The 19,643-nt window shown below is 69.8% G+C and carries 15 protein-coding genes; 12 read left to right on the forward strand and 3 right to left on the reverse strand.

The genetic code is table 11. From position 1 onward, the window contains the following. Positions 1 to 11: 11 nt before the first annotated feature. From sucD to AC07TY_RS13780, 6 genes are all read left to right on the forward strand, one after another. Positions 12 to 905 carry a succinate--CoA ligase subunit alpha gene (sucD, locus tag AC07TY_RS13755; RefSeq protein WP_494785679.1) on the forward strand — a complete coding sequence of 298 codons (894 nt, stop codon included), beginning with the start codon at positions 12 to 14 and terminating at the stop codon, positions 903 to 905. Positions 906 to 1,106: 201 nt separating this feature from the next. Then, positions 1,107 to 2,537, forward strand: coding sequence for a cell division protein PerM (locus AC07TY_RS13760; RefSeq protein ID WP_494785680.1), 1,431 nt, complete (start codon positions 1,107 to 1,109; stop codon positions 2,535 to 2,537). 47 nt (positions 2,538 to 2,584) lie between these two features. Next, on the forward strand, positions 2,585 to 3,178 hold the full coding sequence (gene purN / locus AC07TY_RS13765) for a phosphoribosylglycinamide formyltransferase (protein WP_494785681.1): 594 nt from the start codon (positions 2,585 to 2,587) through the stop codon (positions 3,176 to 3,178). After that, the gene (purH, locus tag AC07TY_RS13770; protein WP_494785682.1) at positions 3,175 to 4,854 is read left to right on the forward strand and encodes a bifunctional phosphoribosylaminoimidazolecarboxamide formyltransferase/IMP cyclohydrolase; all 1,680 of its coding nucleotides are present in this window, start codon (positions 3,175 to 3,177) and stop codon (positions 4,852 to 4,854) included. Before purN ends, purH begins: the two co-directional genes overlap by 4 nt. Positions 4,855 to 5,305: 451 nt before the next feature. Continuing rightward, positions 5,306 to 7,117 (forward strand): ABC transporter ATP-binding protein, encoded by a 1,812-nt coding sequence (locus AC07TY_RS13775; protein ID WP_488625437.1) that lies wholly within the window; start codon positions 5,306 to 5,308, stop codon positions 7,115 to 7,117. Beyond that, a complete protein-coding gene (locus AC07TY_RS13780; protein ID WP_123506998.1) occupies positions 7,114 to 8,931 on the forward strand; it encodes an ABC transporter ATP-binding protein in 1,818 nt (605 codons plus the stop codon). Before AC07TY_RS13775 ends, AC07TY_RS13780 begins: the two co-directional genes overlap by 4 nt. A gap of 57 nt (positions 8,932 to 8,988) precedes the next feature. On the opposite strand, the gene AC07TY_RS13785 is transcribed toward AC07TY_RS13780, so the two are convergent. After that, the gene (locus AC07TY_RS13785) at positions 8,989 to 9,387 is read right to left on the reverse strand and encodes an MGMT family protein (protein ID WP_494785683.1); all 399 of its coding nucleotides are present in this window, start codon (positions 9,385 to 9,387) and stop codon (positions 8,989 to 8,991) included. Further along, positions 9,374 to 9,853: a GNAT family N-acetyltransferase gene (locus AC07TY_RS13790; protein ID WP_494785684.1), complete on the reverse strand. Its 480-nt coding sequence runs from the start codon at positions 9,851 to 9,853 to the stop codon at positions 9,374 to 9,376. The genes AC07TY_RS13785 and AC07TY_RS13790 overlap by 14 nt, the downstream gene beginning before the upstream one ends. Before the next feature lie 122 nt (positions 9,854 to 9,975). Between AC07TY_RS13790 and AC07TY_RS13795 the strand changes: the two genes are divergently transcribed. Next, positions 9,976 to 11,217: an ROK family transcriptional regulator gene (locus tag AC07TY_RS13795; protein WP_123507124.1), complete on the forward strand. Its 1,242-nt coding sequence runs from the start codon at positions 9,976 to 9,978 to the stop codon at positions 11,215 to 11,217. 314 nt (positions 11,218 to 11,531) lie between these two features. Then, positions 11,532 to 14,552, forward strand: a complete 3,021-nt coding sequence (locus tag AC07TY_RS13800) for an alpha-mannosidase (RefSeq protein WP_494785685.1) — start codon at positions 11,532 to 11,534, stop codon at positions 14,550 to 14,552. Positions 14,553 to 14,572: 20 nt separating this feature from the next. Here AC07TY_RS13800 and AC07TY_RS13805 read toward each other — a convergent pair whose 3' ends face one another. Beyond that, the gene (locus tag AC07TY_RS13805; protein ID WP_494785686.1) at positions 14,573 to 15,334 is read right to left on the reverse strand and encodes an HAD family hydrolase; all 762 of its coding nucleotides are present in this window, start codon (positions 15,332 to 15,334) and stop codon (positions 14,573 to 14,575) included. Between the two features lie 188 nt (positions 15,335 to 15,522). Here AC07TY_RS13805 and AC07TY_RS13810 point away from each other — a divergent pair, with 188 nt between their 5' ends. The 4 genes from AC07TY_RS13810 to AC07TY_RS13825 are packed head-to-tail and all read left to right on the forward strand — an operon-like array spanning position 15,523 to position 19,635. Next, entirely contained in the window at positions 15,523 to 16,683 is a 1,161-nt protein-coding gene (locus AC07TY_RS13810; RefSeq protein ID WP_199738285.1) for an ABC transporter substrate-binding protein, read from the forward strand. A gap of 5 nt (positions 16,684 to 16,688) precedes the next feature. Next, positions 16,689 to 17,633 carry an ABC transporter permease gene (locus AC07TY_RS13815; RefSeq protein WP_494785687.1) on the forward strand — a complete coding sequence of 315 codons (945 nt, stop codon included), beginning with the start codon at positions 16,689 to 16,691 and terminating at the stop codon, positions 17,631 to 17,633. After that, the gene (locus AC07TY_RS13820; RefSeq protein WP_494785688.1) at positions 17,630 to 18,541 is read left to right on the forward strand and encodes an ABC transporter permease; all 912 of its coding nucleotides are present in this window, start codon (positions 17,630 to 17,632) and stop codon (positions 18,539 to 18,541) included. The genes AC07TY_RS13815 and AC07TY_RS13820 overlap by 4 nt, the downstream gene beginning before the upstream one ends. Next, a complete protein-coding gene (locus AC07TY_RS13825) occupies positions 18,538 to 19,635 on the forward strand; it encodes an ABC transporter ATP-binding protein (protein WP_494785689.1) in 1,098 nt (365 codons plus the stop codon). Before AC07TY_RS13820 ends, AC07TY_RS13825 begins: the two co-directional genes overlap by 4 nt. Positions 19,636 to 19,643 lie beyond the last annotated feature (8 nt).

Consider the following 19,643-nt stretch of genomic DNA (forward strand, 5'->3'; position numbering starts at 1 on the left):
AACAGCAACCAATGTCGATCTTCCTCACCAAAGACAGCAAGGTCATCGTCCAGGGCATCACAGGCGGCGAGGGCACGAAGCACACCGCGCTCATGCTGAAGGCCGGAACCCAGGTCGTCGGCGGCGTGAACGCCCGCAAGGCCGGCACGACCGTCACGCACGGCGATGTCGAGCTCCCCGTCTTCGGCACGGTCACCGAGGCCATCGAGACGACCGGGGCCGACGTCTCGATCGTCTTCGTTCCCCCGGCCTTCGCCAAGGACGCGGTCGTCGAGGCCATCGAGGCGGGCATCCCGCTCGTCGTCGTCATCACGGAGGGCATTCCGGCGCAGGATGCCGCCGAGTTCTGGGCGCTCGCCAAGTCGAGGGGCGGCACGACCCGCATCATCGGCCCGAACTGCCCCGGCATCATCACTCCCGGCGAGTCCCTCGTCGGCATCACTCCCAACAACATCACCGGCAAGGGGCCGATCGGCCTCGTGTCGAAGTCGGGAACCCTGACCTATCAGATGATGTTCGAGCTGCGCGACCTCGGCTTCTCGACCGCCATCGGCATCGGCGGCGACCCCGTCATCGGCACGACGCACATCGATGCGCTCGCCGCGTTCGAGGCCGACCCCGAGACCCGTGCGATCGTCATGATCGGCGAGATCGGCGGCGACGCCGAGGAGCGCGCCGCCGACTACATCAAGGCCAACGTCACGAAGCCGGTCGTCGGCTACGTCGCCGGCTTCACGGCTCCGGAGGGCAAGACCATGGGCCACGCGGGTGCGATCGTGTCCGGCTCGGCGGGCACCGCCCAGGCCAAGAAGGAGGCCCTCGAGGCCGCGGGTGTCAAGGTCGGCAAGACGCCGAGCGAGACTGCTGCGCTGCTGCGCGAGGTGTTCAGCGAGCTCGCGAGCTGAACCAGTGGGTACGGCGGCGAGCTCGCGAGCTGAACCAGAGCGCGCGGCCGCGGGCCTGTAGCCGCTGCGCCACCGCCTTCGCATTCGGACGCCGGTCGTCGCCGGTGTCGCCGTACGAAAGCGGCGACTTCCTGAAGGGTCGCTCCGCCGTCGGCGGGGCGGCCCTTCGGCGTCGGCGGCCGCCGGTACAGTCATCGCCGTATGAACCGCCCTCTCACCGCCGTCTTCGCCGCGCTCGAGTCCTTGCTCGTCGTGGGCATCGGCGTGGGCGTCCCGGTGGTCTCGCTGACCTTCCTGTGGGCGTTCCAGTACGGCCTTCAGATCGACTGGAGCGTGTTCTGGCGGGCTGGCGCCGACGTCTGGCTGGTCGGCCACGGCGCTGACCTCACGCTGACCCTCTCGAAGTCGGCCGCCAGCGCCACGGGCATCTCCGGTGCGGGGGCGCCGATCCTGATCTCGATCGCCGCTCTCGGATTCGCGCTCACGACCTTCCTGCTCGGCGCTCGCGCGGGCCGCCGGCTCGCCGAGACGAACCACCGCGTCGTCGGCAGCGTCGCCGCGATCGCGTCGTTCGCCGTGTACGCCGCCATCGTCACCGTGACAGCGCGCCAGCCCTCGGCAGACGTGTCGCTGGTGCAGGGCACCGTCTTTCCGACGCTCTTCTTCGGCGTCCCCCTGCTCATCGCGGTCGAGGTGAACCGTCGTCGCCGGGATCAGCCGCCAGGCGTGTTCATCGGTCTGGGTCTCCGAGCATTCGACGAGATCCCGAAGGTCGGCCGTGTGGTCGCCGTCGCCGCCATCCGCTCGGGCCTGGCCGTCTCGGTCGTCGTGTTCGCCGTCGCCGGTCTGCTGGTCGCCCTGCTGCTGGCCACCCACTACGCGGCGATCATCGCGCTCTTCGAGGGCGCGCACGGCGGCGTCCTCGGCGGGCTCGCGCTGACGATCGGCCAGATCGCGCTGCTGCCGAATGTCGTGGCCTGGGCGGCGGCATGGCTCGTCGGTCCGGGGTTCGCGATCGGCGCCGGGTCGTCGGTGTCGCCACTCGCGACGACGCTGGGGCCGATGCCGGCTGTTCCCTTTCTCGGTGCGCTTCCCGCCTCGACGTCGAGCTTCGCGTTCGTCGGCATCCTCGTGCCGGTGGTGGCGTCGTTCGTCGTGGTGACGCTGTTCCGGCCGGCGCTCCAGCGGGCGCTGGGCGAGGTCGACTCGCTCCTGGTCCGCGTCATCGCGGGCGCCGCGACGGGAGTCGCGGCCGGTCTGATCATCGGTGTCACCGCTGCCCTCTCGGCGGGTTCCGCCGGACCGGGTCGCCTCGCCGAGGTCGGCCCCGACGCCTTCGCAGTCGGCGGCTTCGCGGCGCTCGAGATCGGTGTGCCGGCGATGCTCGCCCTCATGGTGCGGCAGCCCGACTGGGCGCTGAGCGACCTGACGGTGGCCGTGGCCGACAGGCTGCCACGGCGGGAGGCCGAGGGCGGCGGGGCGGCTGGGGGAGCTGCAGTTCCTGCGCCCGAAGCACCGGTGAAGCCGCAGGCGGCCGAGAGGGACGACGCCGTAGCCGACCACGACGACCTCACCTCGGGCCTGCCCTCTCTCGCAGACGCCCTCGACGGGGAGACCGACCGAAAGCGGTAGGGCCTAACGAAAGCGGTAGGGCCGACCGCGAACGCTAGGCTTGGCGGGTGCTCAAGCTCGTGGTGCTCATCTCCGGCGGAGGCTCGAATCTCCGGGCCCTCCTCGAGGCCGCGAGCGACGCCGAGTATCCAGCCCGCGTGATCGCGATCGGCGCCGACCGCGACGCCGACGGCTTCGAGCACGCCGAGGCCTTCGGCATCCCGACGTTCTCGGTGCCGTTCACGAGCTTCCCCGACCGCGAGTCGTGGGGCGACGAGCTGCTCGCGACGATCGAGCAGTGGGGTGCCGACCTCGTCGTGCTGAGCGGATTCATGCGCCTGCTGCCGATCCGAGTCGTCGAGGCGCTGACGCCCCACCTGATCAACACCCACCCGGCGTACCTGCCCGAGTTTCCCGGGGCCCACGGCGTCCGCGACGCTCTCGCCGCAGGCGTCAGCCAGACCGGTGCCAGCGTCATCGTGGTCGACGGCGGCGTCGACTCCGGCCCGATCCTGTCGCAGGAGCGCATCCCAGTGCTCCCCGGCGACACCGAATCCACGCTCCACGACCGCATCAAGGTCGTCGAGCGGAGGCTGCTCGTGCAGAGCGTCCTCGACATCGCCAACGGAACCCTCGACCTGACGGAGAAGACCCCCGCATGAGCGGACACGCCATCGACCCCAGCCTCTACCGCGACCGCGACGCCGTGCCGATCAGCCGGGCGCTGATCTCGGTGAGCGACAAGACCGGCCTGCTCGAGCTCGCCGGCGCGCTGGCGAAGGCCGGGGTCGAGATCGTCTCGACGGGATCGACCGCTCAGGCCATCCGCGACGCCGGCCACGACGTCACCGACGTGAGCGCAGTGACCGGCTTCCCGGAGTCGCTCGACGGCCGCGTCAAGACGCTTCACCCCGGCATCCACGCGGGAGTGCTCGCCGACCTGCGCCTCGAGAGCCACGAGCAGCAGCTGCGCGACCTGGACATCAAGCCGTTCGAGCTCGTCGTCGTGAACCTCTACCCGTTCGTCGAGACCGTCGCGTCGGGTGCGGACACCCCGACGGTGATCGAGAACATCGACATCGGAGGGCCCGCGCTCGTCCGCGCCGCCGCCAAGAACCACGCCAACGTCGCCATCGCCGTGTCGCCGACGTCATACGGCCAGATCGTCAAAGCGCTCACGCTCGGCGGCACGACACTTGCGCAGCGCCAGCGACTGGCTGGCGAGGCGTTCGCCCACACGGCCGCGTACGACAGCGCGGTCGCGGCGTACTTCGCGGCGAGCGTGGGCATCAAGAACCCCGCGCAGGGCAGTGTCCCGCAGGGCAGTGCCGCGCAGGGCAGTGTCTCTCAGGGCAGTGTCTCTCAGGAACTCGAGACTGCCGCGTTCGCCCCCGAGCTCACCGTCACCGCAGATCTCCAGCACACGCTCCGCTACGGCGAGAACTCGCACCAGGCCGCCGCGATCTACGCGCAGGCCGGCGGCACGGGCATCGCCCAGGCGACCCAGCTGCACGGCAAGGAGATGTCGTACAACAACTACGTCGACGCCGATGCGGCCGTGCGCGCGGCCTTCGACTTCGAGGCGCCGGCCGTCGCGATCATCAAGCACGCCAACCCCTGCGGCATCGCCGTGGGCGGCCTGCTCGAGGCCGACCCGATCGCCGATGCGCACGCCCGCGCCCACGCCTGCGACCCGGTCTCGGCGTACGGCGGGGTCATCGCCGCAAACCGCACGGTCACCGTCGCGATGGCCGAGACGGTGAAGGACATCTTCACCGAGGTAGTCGTGGCACCCGGCTTCGAGCCCGAGGCGCTGGCGCTCCTGCAGACGAAGAAGAACATCCGCCTGCTGCAGCTGCCCGCCGACTTCGCGCTGGGCGAGCGGGAGATCAAGCAGATCTCGGGCGGCATCCTGCTGCAGGACAGCGACCGCTTCACCGGCTTCTCGTCGGAGGGCTGGACGCTGGTCGCCGGCGACGAGGCGGACGACGCCACGCGCGCCGACCTCGAGTTCGCCTGGATCGCCTCGCGGGCCGTCAAGTCGAACGCGATCCTCCTCGCCGACGACGGCGCCTCGGTCGGCGTCGGCATGGGCCAGGTCAACCGGGTCGACTCGTGCCACCTCGCTGTGAACCGCGCGGGCGACCGGGCGCGCGGATCGGTGGCGGCGTCGGACGCGTTCTTCCCGTTCGCGGACGGACTCGAGGTGCTGCTCGCCGCCGGCGTGCGCGCCGTCGTCCAGCCCGGAGGGTCGATCCGCGACGAGGAGGTCGTCGCCGCGGCACAGAAGGCCGGCGTCACGATGTACTTCACCGGCGAGCGCCACTTCTTCCACTGAGGGCTGACGGGGCGACGGGGCCGTCAGTACTGACGAGCGCGGGATGAGAACGGATTCGTTCGGAAGCCTTGCAATCGTGACCACGGGGCCCATATCCTAAAAGGCTGCTTGCGGTCGCCTTCGAAGTGACTGCGAAATGCACCACGTGACGACATGCGAATGCGAATGCCTCGGGAGGACATGATGACGAACACAGCCCAGACCACGGTCCAGACGGTGACCGTCTTCGTGCGCGCCTCTCTCGAGTTCCGCCGCTCCCCGCGTCCCGCGACGCCAGCGGCCTAGCTCACCGGCTCCCGCACCAATCGATCACGAGCCGCGCTGACGCGCGCCTCAGGGCCTCGGCCCGCGGACACCTCCGCCTGCACCTCGCCGCGCATGACCGACGCGGGGTGACACGACCCATATCGACGGCGCTCCGGCGACCCGTCAGAACGAACCTGGATCAACCATGTCCCACCACCCCCCTCCCACTCCCAAGACGTCGACGCTGCGCACGCTGAGCCGTCTCTATCCCTTCGTGAAACCCGCGATGTCGCGCATCATCCTCGGCATGGTCGCGGCACTCATCGCGTCGGTCGTGGCCTTGCTCATCCCGAACGTCCTTCAGCGGCTCGTCGACGGCCCGCTCTCGAGCGGGGACTCGTCGCAGGTCTGGCCGGCATTCGCGATCGTGCTGGGCCTCGGCGTCGTCGAAGCGCTGATGATCATGGGACGTCGCTGGCTCGTGCTGACGCCGAGCACGCACGTCGAGTCGAGCATGCGCAACGGCCTCTATGCGAAGCTGCAGGACCTCCCCGTCGCATTCCACGACCGCTGGCAGAGCGGTCAGCTGCTGAGCCGCTCGGTGAGCGACCTCAGCCTGATCCGCCGCTGGCTGGCGTTCGGCGTCGTGCTGCTGGTGGTCAACTTCCTGACCATCCTGGTGGGCTTCGTCGTGCTGTTCTTCTACAGCTGGCTGCTCGGCATCATCTTCCTCGTGGCGTCCGTGCCGATCTGGGTCGTGAGCATCCGGTTCGAGACCCGGTACTCGGTAATCGCCCGGCGCAGCCAGGACCAGGTCGGCGATCTCGCCACCAGCGTCGAGGAGTCGGTCCACGGCATCCGCGTGCTCAAGGCCTTCGGCCGAGGCAAGCACTCGCTCCGCGACTTCGCGAAGCGGGCCGAAGACCTGCGTGGCACCGAGATCGAGAAGTCGAAGGCTATCGCGCAGCTGTGGCTGTGGCTCCTCCTGGTGCCCGACGTGGCGTTCGCCCTGTGCCTCTTCGCGGGCATCGGGCTCGCAGCCGGCGGCAGCATGACCGTCGGCGAGCTGTTCGCGTTCTTCGCGACGGCGACCGTGCTGCGGTTCCCCGTCGAGTCGATCGGCTTCCTGCTCTCGATGACGTTCGACACGCGCACCGCCGTCGACCGCTTCTTCGAGGTCCTCGACAGCGTCAACACGATCACCGACCCGGAGATCCCCAAGACGATCACCGAGCCCCGCGGGCGCCTGGAGTTCCGGAACACGCACTTCCGGTACCAGGACTCCCCGGCGCAGTTCGCCGATCTCGTCGACGGCGTCGACCTCGTGCTCGAGCCGGGCGAGACGATGGCGCTGGTCGGCCTGACCGGCTCGGGCAAGACCACGCTTCTCGCACTCGCGCCGCGGCTCTACGACGTCACCGGCGGCGAGGTGCTGCTCGACGGCGTCGATGTACGCGACCTGACCCGGGAGGAGCTCCGGCGCCACATCGGGATGGCCTTCGAGGACGCCACGCTGTTCAGCACCACGGTGCGCGACAACGTGCTCCTCGGCCGCCCCGACCTATCGGGCGACGAGGCCGAGGCGGTCATGCGCGAGGCGCTCGAGATCGCTCAGGCCGGATTCGTCGACGACCTGCCCGAGGGCGTCGATACGACCGTCGGCGAAGAGGGTCTCAGCCTCTCCGGAGGGCAGCGGCAGCGGCTCGCCCTGGCGCGCGCCATAGCGGCGCGCCCCTCGGTGCTGGTGCTCGACGATCCGCTGTCGGCACTCGACGTCGACACCGAGGCCCGAGTCGAGGCCGGCCTGCGCCGCGTCCTCGCGGACACGACCTCGCTCATCGTGGCGCACCGCCCCTCGACGGTGAACCTCGCCGACCGGGTCGCGCTCCTCGAGAACGGCCGGGTCACCGCGGTCGGGACCCACTCCGATCTCATCGCCACCAACGACCACTACCGCTACGTGATCTCGTCGCTCGACGACGACGATCAGACCACCCGAGAGGAGGTGCTGGCATGAGCACCACGACCACCCAGGGCGTGAAGGGCGAGGAGCGCGACGACTTCTCCAAGGAGGAGAGCGCGCGCCTCCGCCTCCGCTCGCGGCGCCTTCTCGCGTCGCTCCTCGAGCCCCTGAGGGCTCGCATCGCGGTGACCGCCGTCATCGTCGTCATCTCGACGGCGGCGCAGGTCGCCGGACCGACGCTGATCGCGTACGGCATCGACAACGCGCTGCCCGCGCTGGTGAAGAACAACGACTGGATGCCCGCCATCGTGGTGGTCGGCCTCTACCTCGTGGTCGGAATCGTCGGCGCGATCCTGATGGCCCAGTACACGGTGATCTTCGCCCGGGTGAGCCAGAGCATCCTGTTCGACCTGCGCAAGCGGCTCTTCCTCCACACGCAGCGGCTGAGCCTGGAGTTCCACGAGAGCTACACGTCGGGGCGCATCATCTCCCGGCAGACCAGCGACCTGGACTCGATCCGCGAGCTCTTCGACTCGGGCATCAACCAGCTCGTGCAGGGGCTGCTCTACATGGTGTTCACCGCGATCGCCTTGGTGAGCCTCGACGCCCCCTCAGGTCTGATCCTCGGGGTCGCGCTGATTCCGTTGGTCGTGCTGACCCGCTGGTTCCAGACGCGCTCGCAGAAGCTCTTCCGGTCCACGCGCACGACGAGCGCCCGCGTGATCGTCCAGTTCGTGGAGACGATGACGGGCATCCGGGCTGTCCAGGCCTTCCGCAAAGAGGGCCGCAACGAGAAGCAGTACGGCGGCTACGTCGAGGACTACCGCAAGGCCAACTCGCGGGTGTTCCAGCTGTTCGGAACGTTCGATCCGGGACTCGTCCTCATCGGCAACGCGACACTGGCGGCAGTCGTACTGTTCGGCGCGTTCCGCGTGATCGACGGCGGCCTCGAGGTCGGCGCCCTGCTCGCGGTGGCGCTGTACGCGAAACGCTTCTTCGACCCGGCCGAAGAGCTGGCCATGTTCTACAACGGCTACCAGTCGGCCTCGGCCGCGCTCGAGAAGATCTCGGGCGTGCTGGAGGAGAGCCCCAGCGTTCCCGACCCGGTGCGACCCACCGACCTGTGGCACGCCAAGGGCGCGATCGACTTCGACGACGTCGAGTTCGCCTACAACAGGGACGCCATCGTGCTGCCCGAGTTCGAGCTGCACGTGCCGGCCGGGCAGACCATCGCCCTCGTCGGCTCGACGGGCGCCGGCAAGTCGACGCTCGCCAAGCTGATCGCGCGCTTCTACGACCCCTCGCGGGGCAGCGTGAAGCTCGACGGCGTCGATCTGCGCGACCTGCACCCGAAGGACCTGCGACGAGCGATCGTCATGGTCACCCAGGAGGCGTACCTGTTCTCGGGCTCCGTGGCCGACAACATCGCGCTCGGAAAGCCGGACGCCACGCGCGACGAGATAGAGCGGGCTGCCCGTGCGGTCGGCGCGCACGAGTTCATCGTGGCGCTGCCCGACGGGTACGACACCGACGTGAACAAGCGCGGTGGGCGCGTCTCGGCCGGCCAGCGGCAGCTGCTCTCGTTCGCCCGCGCGTTCATCGCCGACCCGGCCGTGCTGATCCTCGACGAGGCGACGGCATCGCTCGACATCCCGAGCGAGCGGCTCGTGCAGGAGGCGCTGCAGACGCTGCTCTCCGACCGGACAGCACTCATCATCGCGCACCGGCTGTCGACGGTGGCCATCGCCGACCGGGTGCTCGTCATGGAGTACGGCCGCATCGTCGAAGACGGCACGCCCGACGACCTGATCTCGGGCACGGGCCGGTTCGCGCAGCTGCACGCGGCGTGGAGGGACTCGCTGGTCTGAGCGGGCGGGCATCGCTGGCGCCTGGTGCCCGCACGCCGCGGGTGCCAGGGTGCCTCGTCAGCTCCCGGGCGCCCACTCCGCGACGGCCAGGTCGACGCGCCAGGAGGCGCCGTCGCGCGACCACCGCAGCGGCGTGCCCTCGACCCGGTACATCTCGAGGGCCCGCTGCGCGTGGCCCAACGCGGGGTGCCCGGAGGCCCGGATCACCCGCCACCAGTGCGTCTCGGCTCCGGAGTGCGCCATGACCTTGCCGACGCCGCGAGACGAGCGGGAGCCAAGGGCCGCGGCTACGCCGCCGTACGTCATGACGCGCCCCGACGGGATCGTCTCGACGACCTCGAGCACTCGCGAGAACCAGTCGGCAGGGTCGGACTCGAGGGCCTGGGCGTCATCGGCCGCGAGTGCGACAGCATCGGCGCCGTCGGGCTCGAGCCCTTCGGCCTCAGCCCTCGTCACCCTGCGGCGACGGCGAGATGGTCAGCGCTGCGAGGTGCTCGCCGTAGGGGGTCTCGCCGATGACGGCGAAGCCGACGTGCAGGAAGAACGCCTCCGGACCGTCGTCGCCGGGCTCGTACATGACGGTCAGCCGGTCGAACCCGCGGCTGCGCGCCTCGGCGGCGAGAGCATGGACGGCGAATCGGCCGATACCGCGGCCCTGCGCGTCGGCCGACACGTTGATCCGCCAGATGCAGGTGCGAAGCGACTCGTTGTCGCTGTCGGGGTCGAAGTTGCCCATGATGAAGCCGACGACCTCGTCGCCGTCGAGCACGACGCGCGGCCATGCGGTCGACGGATTGACGTACGCCTCGGCGATGGAGTGCGAGACCGGCGCCACGTACTGCTCTTGGCCCGGTTTGAGGGTCAGCGTGTTCGCTGCGACGATGGTCCTGGCCGACAGCTCTTCGAGGCGGAGGTCACTCATGGCCACAGAGTACCGCCCGACCCGGTGGTGCGCCCCAGAGGCAGAAGAGACCTGTGGACAACCGCGCTTGTCCGTGCCGATACAGTGCTGAAGACGGGCAGATCGAGGGCGGGAGGATGCTGATGCGCACCGGCACCAACCTTCCGGCGATCGGCGGCTACAACCAGGCGGTCGTCCTCGACGCCATCCGCAGGGCCTCCGACGGCCTCAGCCGCGTGGAGCTCGCGGAGCGCACCGGCCTCAGCGCGCAGACCATCGGCAACGTGTCGCGCCGCCTCCTCGACGAGGGCCTGGTACGCGAGACCGGCAAGGTCGTCAACGGACCGGGCAAGCCCCGCACGATCCTCCAGCTCGAGGGGCGCGGCAGCTACGCGGTCGGAGTCCACATCGACCCGGCCGTCATCACCTACGTCGTGCTCGACCTGCGCGGCTCGGTCGTCTCGCACTCGCGCACGCGCACCCCGTCGGCGAAGCGGCCGGCCGAGGTGATCGAGCTGATGGCGCGGTCGATCAGCCACCTCATCGACGACTCGGGGGTCGACCGGTCGCTGGTCCTCGGCGTCGGGATCGCCTCGCCGGGGCCGATCGACGCCGGAGCCGGGACGGTGCTCGACCCGCCCATGCTGCCGATGTGGAAGAACGTCCCCCTGCGCGCGGCGCTCAGCGAGGCGACCGGGCTGCCGGTGCTCCTCGAGAAAGACGTCACGGCGGCCGCGGTCGCCGAGCTCTGGTTCTCGCGCGAGAACGAGCGGCAGAACTTCGCCTTCGTCTACTACGGCACCGGGTTCGGAACGGGGCTCGTCCTGAACCGCGAGGCCGTCCGCGGTTCCACGGCGAACGCGGGCGACGCGGGCCACATCACGGTCGACCCGGCGGGCGCGGTCTGCGTCTGCGGACGCGCCGGCTGCGTCGGCGACCTGATCACGCCGCGCTCGCTCGTCCAGCAGGCCATCGCCGCGCAGGTCCTGCCTCCCCTCGAGCCCGACGCCGACGATCCGACCGACATGGCGGCGATCAGCCGCGCGTTCCAGCGTCTGGCCGAGAGCGCAGGAACTGGCCAGCCCGCCGCCCAGCTCATCCTCCGCGAGGCGGGCCTCCACCTCGCCCGCGCCGTCGTCGTGCTCGTCAACCTCCTCGACCTCGACGAGATCGTCTTCGGAGGGCCCTTCTGGGACGAGATCGGCGACGCGCTCCTGGCCGTCCTGCCGACCGCCGTCGAGACGGACCCGGCCCTCATCCCCACGCACTCGCTGCTCTTCGACCGGTCGTCGATCGGGGAGGACGTCGCCGCCGTCGGGGCCGCCTGCCTGGTGCTCGACTACGCCTTCTCGCCGCGTCCGTCGGCGATGCTGATCTCGGTCTGAAGCGTTCTCCACAACCTCTCCAGAAGGGGTTGACACGGATTACTCCATACGATTGAGTAATGCCGAGCGGTTCGGCGATGGCGCCGAGCAGGGCCGCTCGCGCCGGTCGATCTCGCCGGTGCGAGGCCCCTCTATGGAGCAAGGGAGCACCAGGATGTTCAGCACAGCACAGGCAAAGCGGCAACGCGTTGGCTGGGGCCGTGAAGGGGTAGCACGAACCGAAGTCTCCACAGTCGCATCCCCCCGCAGCCACCCCGTGTCGATCCACCACCGCCACCCTCGTCCTGCCCGCGGGCAGAATCTGGAGTCCACCCATGCATGACAACAGCGCATCCGTCGAAGTCCGAGTCGATCGCTTCGTCCTGGAACGCCTCGTCCCAGCCGTCTACCGCCGCACCCGCGCTCTCTCCATCGAGGCCTGGGAGGTGCCCGACGAGCCCGTCCCGTTCACCGAGGCTGTCGCGCAGCAGTATGTGCCCTTCAGCGTGGGCATGCCGTGGAGCAAGCCGTGGGGCACCACCTGGTTCCACGTGACCGGCGTCGTCCCGGACGGCTGGGGAGGCGACGGAACAGCGATCGAGCTTCTCGTCGACCTCGGCTTCAGCAGCCGCCAGCCCGGCTTCCAGGCCGAGGGCCTGGTGTACACGCCCGCTGGCGACATCGTGAAGGCCATCGAGCCGTTCAACGGCTACGTGCCTCTCGACGGCGGGCTCATCGATCTCGGCCCCGGCGATGCGATCGACCTCTACATCGAGGCCGCGTCGAACCCCGACGTCGGCGGCAACTTCTTCTACATCCCGACCCCGCTCGGCGACAAGACGACCGCCGGCACCGACCCGATCTACACGCTCCGTCAGGTCGACGTCGTCGAGCGCGACATCGACGTCTACGAGCTCGAGCGCGACGTGTGGAGCCTGCTCGGCCTGATGCGCGAGCTCGAGCCGAGCCTTCCTCGTCGCGCTGAGATCCTCCGCGCGCTCGAGGATGTCTGCGACGTGGTCGATCCCGACGACGTCGCCTCGACCGCCGCCGCAGGTCGCGCTGCGCTCGCCGCCGTGCTGTCGTCGCCCGCCTACGCCAGCGCCCACGCCGTCACCGCCGTGGGCCACGCCCACATCGACTCGGCCTGGCTCTGGCCGACCCGCGAGACAGTCCGCAAGTGCGCCCGGACCTTCTCGAACGTGCTCCAGCTCATGGACACCGATCCCGACTTCGTCTTCGCCTGCTCGAGCGCGCAGCAGTTCAGCTGGATGAAGCAGTTCTACCCGGCCCTGTTCGAGCGCATCCGCGCCCGCGTCGCCGAGGGCCGATTCGTGCCGGTGGGCGGAATGTGGGTCGAGAGCGACACCAACATGCCCGGCGGCGAGGCTCTCGCCCGTCAGTTCGTGCACGGAAAGGGATTCTTCCTGCGCGAGTTCGGCTACGAGCCCACCGAGGTGTGGCTGCCCGACTCGTTCGGCTACACCGCGGCCATGCCGCAGATCGCGCGCTCGGCGGGCTCCGACTCGTTCCTCACGCAGAAGATCTCGTGGAACGACACCAACCGCATGCCGCACCACTCGTTCCTCTGGGAGGGCATCGACGGCTCGCGCATCTTCACGCACTTCCCGCCGAGCGACACCTACAACTCCGACCTGTCGGGCGCCGACCTCGCCCGCGCGCAGCGTCAGTACGCCGAGAAGGGCCGGTCGAACGTGTCGCTGGCCCTGTTCGGCTGGGGCGACGGCGGCGGCGGGCCCACCCGCGAGATGCTCGCCGCCGCCGCCCGCACTCGCGATCTCGAGGGCTCGCCGAAGGTCACGATCGGATCGCCGAAGCAGTTCTTCGACGAGGCCAAGGCGACGCTCCCCGCTCCGTCCGTGTGGTCGGGCGAGATGTACCTCGAGCTGCACCGGGGCACCTACACTTCGCAGGCCAACACGAAGCAGGGCAACCGCCGCAGCGAGCACCTTCTCCGCGAGGCCGAGCTCTGGAGCTCCGCCGCCGCAGTCGCCGGGCTCCTGGACTACCCGTACGAGCACCTCACGGCCATCTGGGAGACCGTGCTGCTCCAGCAGTTCCACGACATCCTTCCAGGGTCGTCGATCGCGTGGGTTCACCAGCAGGCCGAGGAGAACTACGCGCGCATCATGGGAGAGCTCGAGGAGATCATCGCGACCGCGCAGAAGGCGCTCGCGGGCGACGGCGAGAAGCAGCTCACGTTCAATGCGAGCCCCGTCACCGCCGGAGGCGTGCCCGCGCTGGGAGCCGCGGTGGCCGCGACGACGAGAAGCATCGCGCCGCGGCGGGTGGACGGCGGGGTCGTCCTCGACAACGGACAGGTCTCCGCGCGCTTCGACGACTCCGGCGCCCTCGTGTCGCTGCGCGACCTGGACACCGGCCGCGACCTCGTCGCCCCGGGCGAATCGGCCTCCGTGCTGCAGATCTACCGCGACACCCCGAACCAGTGGGACGCCTGGGACATCGACCGGCACTACCAGAACAACCGCGTCGAGCTTCGGACCCCCACCGAGGTGCTCGTCACGGACAGCACCGTCGAGGTCACCCACGTGCACGGCGACTCGACGTTCACTCAGCGGTACTGGCTCGAGGCCGGCGATCACGCGCTCCAGATCGAGACCGTCATCGACTGGCACGAGCGAGAGAAGCTGCTCAAGCTGGCCTTCCCACTCGACGTGCGGGCCGACCAGGCGTCCTCCGAGATCCAGTTCGGCCACATCAAGCGGGCCACGGCCGTGAACACGTCGTGGGACTACGCACGGTTCGAGACCATCGCCCACCGCTGGGTCCATGTCGGCGAGCCCGGCTTCGGCATTACCGTCGCCAACGGCTCGACCTACGGCCACGACATCACACGGACCACCCGCGATGACGGCGGCACCACGACGCTGGTGCGCGAGTCGCTGCTGCGCGCACCGCGCTTCCCCGACCCGACGGCCGACCAGGGTCGCCACGTTCTCCGCACCGTCCTCGGCGTCGCGCCCGGCGTTCTCGACGCCGCGGCGGAGGGCTACCGCGTGAACCTGCCGGTCCGGACGATCGACGGCGCGGGTGTCGACGTCGTCGAGCCGCTCGTGACGGTGTCCTCGCCGGCCGTGTTCGTCGAGGCGGTCAAGCTGGCCGAAGACCGGTCGGGCGATCTGATCGTGCGGCTCTACGAGGCCGAGGGCGGGCGAGCCACAGCGACGGTGGGCTTCGGCGTGCCGATCACGTCCGCGTGGACGACCGACCTCCTGGAGCGCGACCGGGGCGACGGCGGCTGGGATGCCGCCACGCCCATCGAGCTGACGCTCCGGCCATTCCAGCTGGTGACGCTTCGGGTGAAGCCGGCCTAGCCGCTGAGGCCTGCGTCGCACTACCGGGCGACGAGCTCCGCCGGCCGGCACTCCGCGAGTCCGGGCACGTCGACCACGCCGTCGAGGACGTAGTCGTGCGGCTCGGCCTCGAGCTCCGCGCGACCGAGGGCTCCGGTGAGCACTCCGACGGCGATCACCCCGGCGTTGCGAGCGGCGCGGAGGTCGACGAGGGTGTCGCCGGCGGCGAGGACGGATGAGACGGCCTCGACGCCGGCGAGCTCCATGGCGTGGTGGATCATGTACGGCGCCGGGCGACCGGCCGCGACGTCGGAGGTGGTCACGACGGCGTCGAGCACGACGGCCCGTTCCTGCGGGCCACTGCTCTGCGGGCCACTCTCCTGGACCGCCCCGGGCTGAGGGGCGGTTCGGGCGAGCCCCCACCCCAGCGAGTCGAGCAGCGCCCAAGCCACGTCGCGGTCGAAGCCGGTGGTCAGCGCGACCTTGATGCCGCGGGCGCGGAGGGCTCCCAGGGCCTCGGCCACGCCGTCGAACGCGACCGGCGGCTCGTCGCGGTACGACTCGGCGAGGGCGTCCTTGAAGCGGTCGAAGCGCTCGGCGACCATGGCACCTGAAGGCTCGACCCCGCCGAGGCGGAGGAGGGCTGTGATGGCAGTGACCTTGTCGGTTCCCATCCACGTCTGGAGGTCGGCGTCATCGAGCGTCGCCCCCGCTTCGGTGACGGTTGTGGCGAGGGCGCGGTACACGGCGCCGCCGTCGTCGACGGTCGTTCCTGCCATGTCAAAGACAGCCAATTCGATCATGGTCCGAGCGTAGGGGCAGGGTCGGAACGGCCCGGGCCGGGCGAGAGAACGGTTGCCGAGTGTTGGGAAACCGTTCACCGACCCAGCGTGTCCCCGTAACGGGGGACGGCAACCATTGCCCCGATCAGCCCGCGGATCCCTACTGTCCGGCACCACGGACCCCTGCGGCGATCTTGGAGGAATTCACAGTGCCTGCCCTTTCCACGACACCGCGTCGTATCGCCGCCGGTCTCGCCTTCACGGCTGCCGTCGCCATCGTCCTGACCGGCTGCTCGACCTCGTCGAACGCCGGCTCCGACCCGTCGGCGATCGCCACCGCGAAGACCGCCACCAGCGCCGCCGACTTCGGCGGCATGGACGGCCTCGTCAAGGCCGCCAACGCCGAGGGCGCCCTCAACGTCATCACGCTTCCGCCGTCGTGGGCCAACTACGGCAAGATCATCGCCGGCTTCGAGAAGAAGTACCCCGACATCAAGATCACCTCGGCCAACCCGAACGGCTCGTCGGCCGACGAGGTCGCCGCGGCCAAGTCGCTCAAGGGCCAGTCGACCGCTCCCGACGTCTTCGACCTCGGCACGGCCGTCCTGAACGACAACACCGACCTGCTGGCGAAGTACAAGGTCTCGAACTGGTCGGACATCCCCGACGACTTCAAGGACGCCGACGGCACCTGGTACTACGACTACACCGGCCTCATGTCGGTCGGCTACGACTCGAGCGTCATCAAGACCGCCCCGACGTCGATCAAGGACCTCCTCGGCTCCGAGTACAAGAACAAGGTCTCGATCAAGGGCGACCCGACGCAGGCCAACGAGGCCGCCTCGGCCGTCTACCTGGCCGCGCTCGGAAACGGCGGCTCGGCCGACGACATCCAGCCCGGCATCGACTTCTTCAAGACCCTCAAGTCGGACGGCAACTTCAACTCCACCCTGCCCACGCAGGCCACGGTGAACTCGGGCGAGACCCCTGTCGTGCTCCAGTGGAGCTACAACAACCTCGCCTGGGGTCCCGCGGGCGGCTCGGCCGGCAACCCGAACTGGAAGACGGTCGTCCTGCCGGGCACGGCTCTCGGCTCGTACTACAACCAGGCCATCAACGCCGACGCCCCGCACCCCGCCGCGGCACGCCTGTGGGAGGAGTACCTCTACACCCCCGAGGTCCAGAACCTCTACCTGGCTGCCGGCGCCTACCCCTCCACGCTCGCCGCGATGGAGAAGGCCGGAACGGTCGACAAGGACACCCTGGCCACGGTCGGCGAGGCTCCCAGCGACTTCGTCCAGCTGACCAGCGACCAGGCCACCAAAGCCGCCGCGCTCCTCACGGCCGGCTGGGCCAAGGCGGTCAACTAGCCATCATGACGACGCAATCGATTCCCGATGCACGACCCCGCGCTCGCGGGTCGATCGCGTCGTCCTCCATCGAGACCGGCACCGGCGCCGGGGGCACCGCGCCTCGGCGCCGGAGCGCGGCCTGGCTCGGCTTCACGCCGTTCGCCGCCTACGTCGTCATCTTCCTGGCGATCCCCGCGGTCATCGCGGTCGCCAGCGGGTTCTTCGGCGCCGACGGCGGATTCACCCTCGCCAACCTGAAGGCGCTGACCGACCCGGTCATCGTCAAGTCGTTCCAGGGCTCGCTTCTGGTCTCGGCCGTCAGCGCGGTCGTCGGCGCCGTCATCGGGGCGCTCGTCTGCTTCGCCCTCCTCGGCACGAAGGCCGAGGGCATGCTCCGCACGGTCATCGACTCCGCGTCGAGCGTGCTCGCGCAGTTCGGCGGCGTCATGCTCGCCTTCGCGTTCATCGCGACGGTCGGCTTCCAGGGAATCGTGACGCTGTACCTCAAGAACACGTTCGGCTTCGACATCAACGCCGACGGGGCCCTGCTGTACAAGATCCCGGGCCTGATCCTGCCGTACACCTACTTCTCCGTGCCGCTGATGGTCCTGACCTTCATGCCCGCGATGGAGGGCCTCAAGTCCACCTGGGGCGAGGCGGCCGCGACCCTCGGCGCCACCCGCCTCCAGTACTGGACCAGGATCGCCATGCCCGTCCTCGCCCCCGCGTTCTTCGGCAGCGTGCTGCTCCTGTTCGCGAACTGCTTCTCGTCCTTCGCCACGGCCGCCGCGCTCCTGAGCCAGGGCGGCATCGTCCCGCTCTCGATCAAGCAGCAGCTCACCAGCGAGACGATCGTCGGCGTCTCCAACACGGCAGGCGTCCTGGCCCTCGGAATGCTCGTCATCATGGTCGTCGTCATGTTCTTCTACTCACTCCTCCAGCGCCGGGCCGCGAGGTGGCAGCGATGAGCGCCGTCCCGCTGACCTCGACCGCGGTCGAGCCGACCACCGTTCCCAGCCCCTCGCCCCGACGGGGCAGGACGCCCCGCGTCGGGGCCGAGCCGAGCAGGGCGGCCCGCCTGATCATCCTGATCGCGGTCGGCCTGGTCTTCCTCGTGCCGCTGGGCGCCATGTTCGAGTTCACGCTCCGCACCAGCGGCAAGCCCGGCGTCTACTCGTTCGCGCACTACGCGTCGATCTTCCACACCGATCCCGCCCTCGGCATCAGCTACGAGCCGCTCTTCGAGGGAATCAGGAACTCGCTCCTGATCTGCCTTCTCACCGTCGCGATCATCCTGCTGATCCTGCTGCCGACGATGCTCCTCGTCGAGCTCCGCTACCCGCGGGTGCGGCGCGTGCTCGAGTTCGTCTGCATCCTGCCCATCACAGTCCCCTCGATCGTCCTGGTGGTCGGCTTCGTGCCGGTCTACCAGCGGGTCGCCGCCGTCTTCGGCAGCCAGCCGTGGACCCTCGCCTTCGCGGTCGGCATCATCGTGCTGCCCTACGCCTACCGCCCGATCGCGACGAACATCGCTGCCTTCGACCTGGTCACCCTCACCGAGGCAGCCCGGTCGCTCGGCGCCAGCTGGCCGGTCGCGATCTACCGCGTCATTCTGCCGAACATGCGCCGCGGCGTCATCTCCGCCGTGTTCCTCACGGTCGCGGTGGTTCTCGGCGAGTACACGATCGCCGCCTTCCTCAGCCAGAACACGTTCCAGACGGCACTGCTGCTCATCAGCCAGACCGACTCCTACGTCGCGACGATCTTCGCGCTCGCCGCCCTCGTGTTCGCCTTCGTCATCCTCCTCATCATCGGCCGCTTCGGCGCCGCCAGCCCCGGCTCGCGCCGTCGTCGTCCCAGAAGGGTCCAGTCATGACCTCCACCAGCCCCGCACCCGTCCTGTCCCGCCTCGGCGACGGCGCCACCGTCGAGCTGATCGGCGTGGTCAAGGAGTACCCGGGCGCAGGAACTCGGGCCCTCGACGAGCTGTCCCTCTCCATCGCGCCCGGCGAGTTCATCGCCCTGCTCGGCCCCTCGGGCTGCGGCAAGACGACCGCCCTCCGCGCCCTGGCCGGCCTCGAGCAGATCAACGCCGGCTCGATCCGCATCGACGGCGTCGACGTGGCGTCGACGCCCGTGAACAAGCGCGATATCGGGATGGTGTTCCAGGCGTACTCGCTGTTCCCGCACATGACCGTGCTGCAGAACGTCGAGTTCGGGCTGCAGATGCGCCGCGTCTCGGCCGCTGACCGCGCCGTCCGGGCTCGCGAAGCGCTCGAGATGGTCGGACTCGACCACCTGGCCGAGCGCTACGCGCACCAGATGTCGGGCGGCCAGCAGCAGCGCGTCGCCCTGGCCCGCGCCCTCGTCACGCGCCCCCGCGTGCTCCTCCTCGACGAGCCGCTGTCGGCGCTCGACGCGAAGGTGCGCGTGTCGCTCCGCGAGGAGATCCGCCGCATCCAGACCGAGCTCGGCATCACCACCGTCTTCGTCACGCACGACCAGGAGGAGGCGCTCGCCGTCGCCGACCGCGTCGCCGTCATGCGTGCCGGCGAGATCGAGCAGATCGGAACCCCCGAGGCCCTGTACCTGACGCCGCGGACGCCGTTCGTCGCCGACTTCGTGGGCGTCAGCAACCGCATGCAGGGAGTGCTCCGGAGCGGCACCATCACGGTGCGCGGTGCCAGCCTGCCGTCGATCGACCCCACGTTGCCCGACGGGGAGGTGCTGGCCTACGTCCGCCCGGAGGACATGGTCTTCGTGCCCCTCGACCAGGCCGCGCCGGCCGACATCACCGGGACCGTCGCATCGACGAGCTTCCTCGGCTCGCTCCGCCGCACGACGGTGCGCCTGGACGACGACACGATCGTGTCGGTGCAGCACGGTGTCGAGCAGCAGTTCCTGTTCGGGGACGCGGTGGCGCTGCGGCTCACGGGGCGCCCCGTGGCGTCGAGCCCGGTGGCGGCGTAGCGCAGTTC

Source organism: Frondihabitans sp. GW821-FHT04F02 (assembly GCF_059420045.1).

Bases quoted from the DNA above. Each gene is read 5' to 3' on its own strand.
- AC07TY_RS13760 (WP_494785680.1), top strand. From the start codon at position 1,107: ATGAACCGCCCTCTCACCGCCGTCTTCGCCGCGCTCGAGTCCTTGCTC.
- AC07TY_RS13805 (WP_494785686.1), bottom strand. From the start codon at position 15,334: ATGATCGAATTGGCTGTCTTTGACATGGCAGGAACGACCGTCGACGAC.
- AC07TY_RS13795 (WP_123507124.1), top strand. From the start codon at position 9,976: ATGCGCACCGGCACCAACCTTCCGGCGATCGGCGGCTACAACCAGGCG.
- AC07TY_RS13825 (WP_494785689.1), top strand. From the start codon at position 18,538: ATGACCTCCACCAGCCCCGCACCCGTCCTGTCCCGCCTCGGCGACGGC.
- AC07TY_RS13780 (WP_123506998.1), top strand. From the start codon at position 7,114: ATGAGCACCACGACCACCCAGGGCGTGAAGGGCGAGGAGCGCGACGAC.
- AC07TY_RS13790 (WP_494785684.1), bottom strand. From the start codon at position 9,853: ATGAGTGACCTCCGCCTCGAAGAGCTGTCGGCCAGGACCATCGTCGCA.
- sucD (WP_494785679.1), top strand. From the start codon at position 12: ATGTCGATCTTCCTCACCAAAGACAGCAAGGTCATCGTCCAGGGCATC.
- AC07TY_RS13775 (WP_488625437.1), top strand. From the start codon at position 5,306: ATGTCCCACCACCCCCCTCCCACTCCCAAGACGTCGACGCTGCGCACG.
- AC07TY_RS13820 (WP_494785688.1), top strand. From the start codon at position 17,630: ATGAGCGCCGTCCCGCTGACCTCGACCGCGGTCGAGCCGACCACCGTT.
- AC07TY_RS13815 (WP_494785687.1), top strand. From the start codon at position 16,689: ATGACGACGCAATCGATTCCCGATGCACGACCCCGCGCTCGCGGGTCG.
- purH (WP_494785682.1), top strand. From the start codon at position 3,175: ATGAGCGGACACGCCATCGACCCCAGCCTCTACCGCGACCGCGACGCC.
- AC07TY_RS13800 (WP_494785685.1), top strand. From the start codon at position 11,532: ATGCATGACAACAGCGCATCCGTCGAAGTCCGAGTCGATCGCTTCGTC.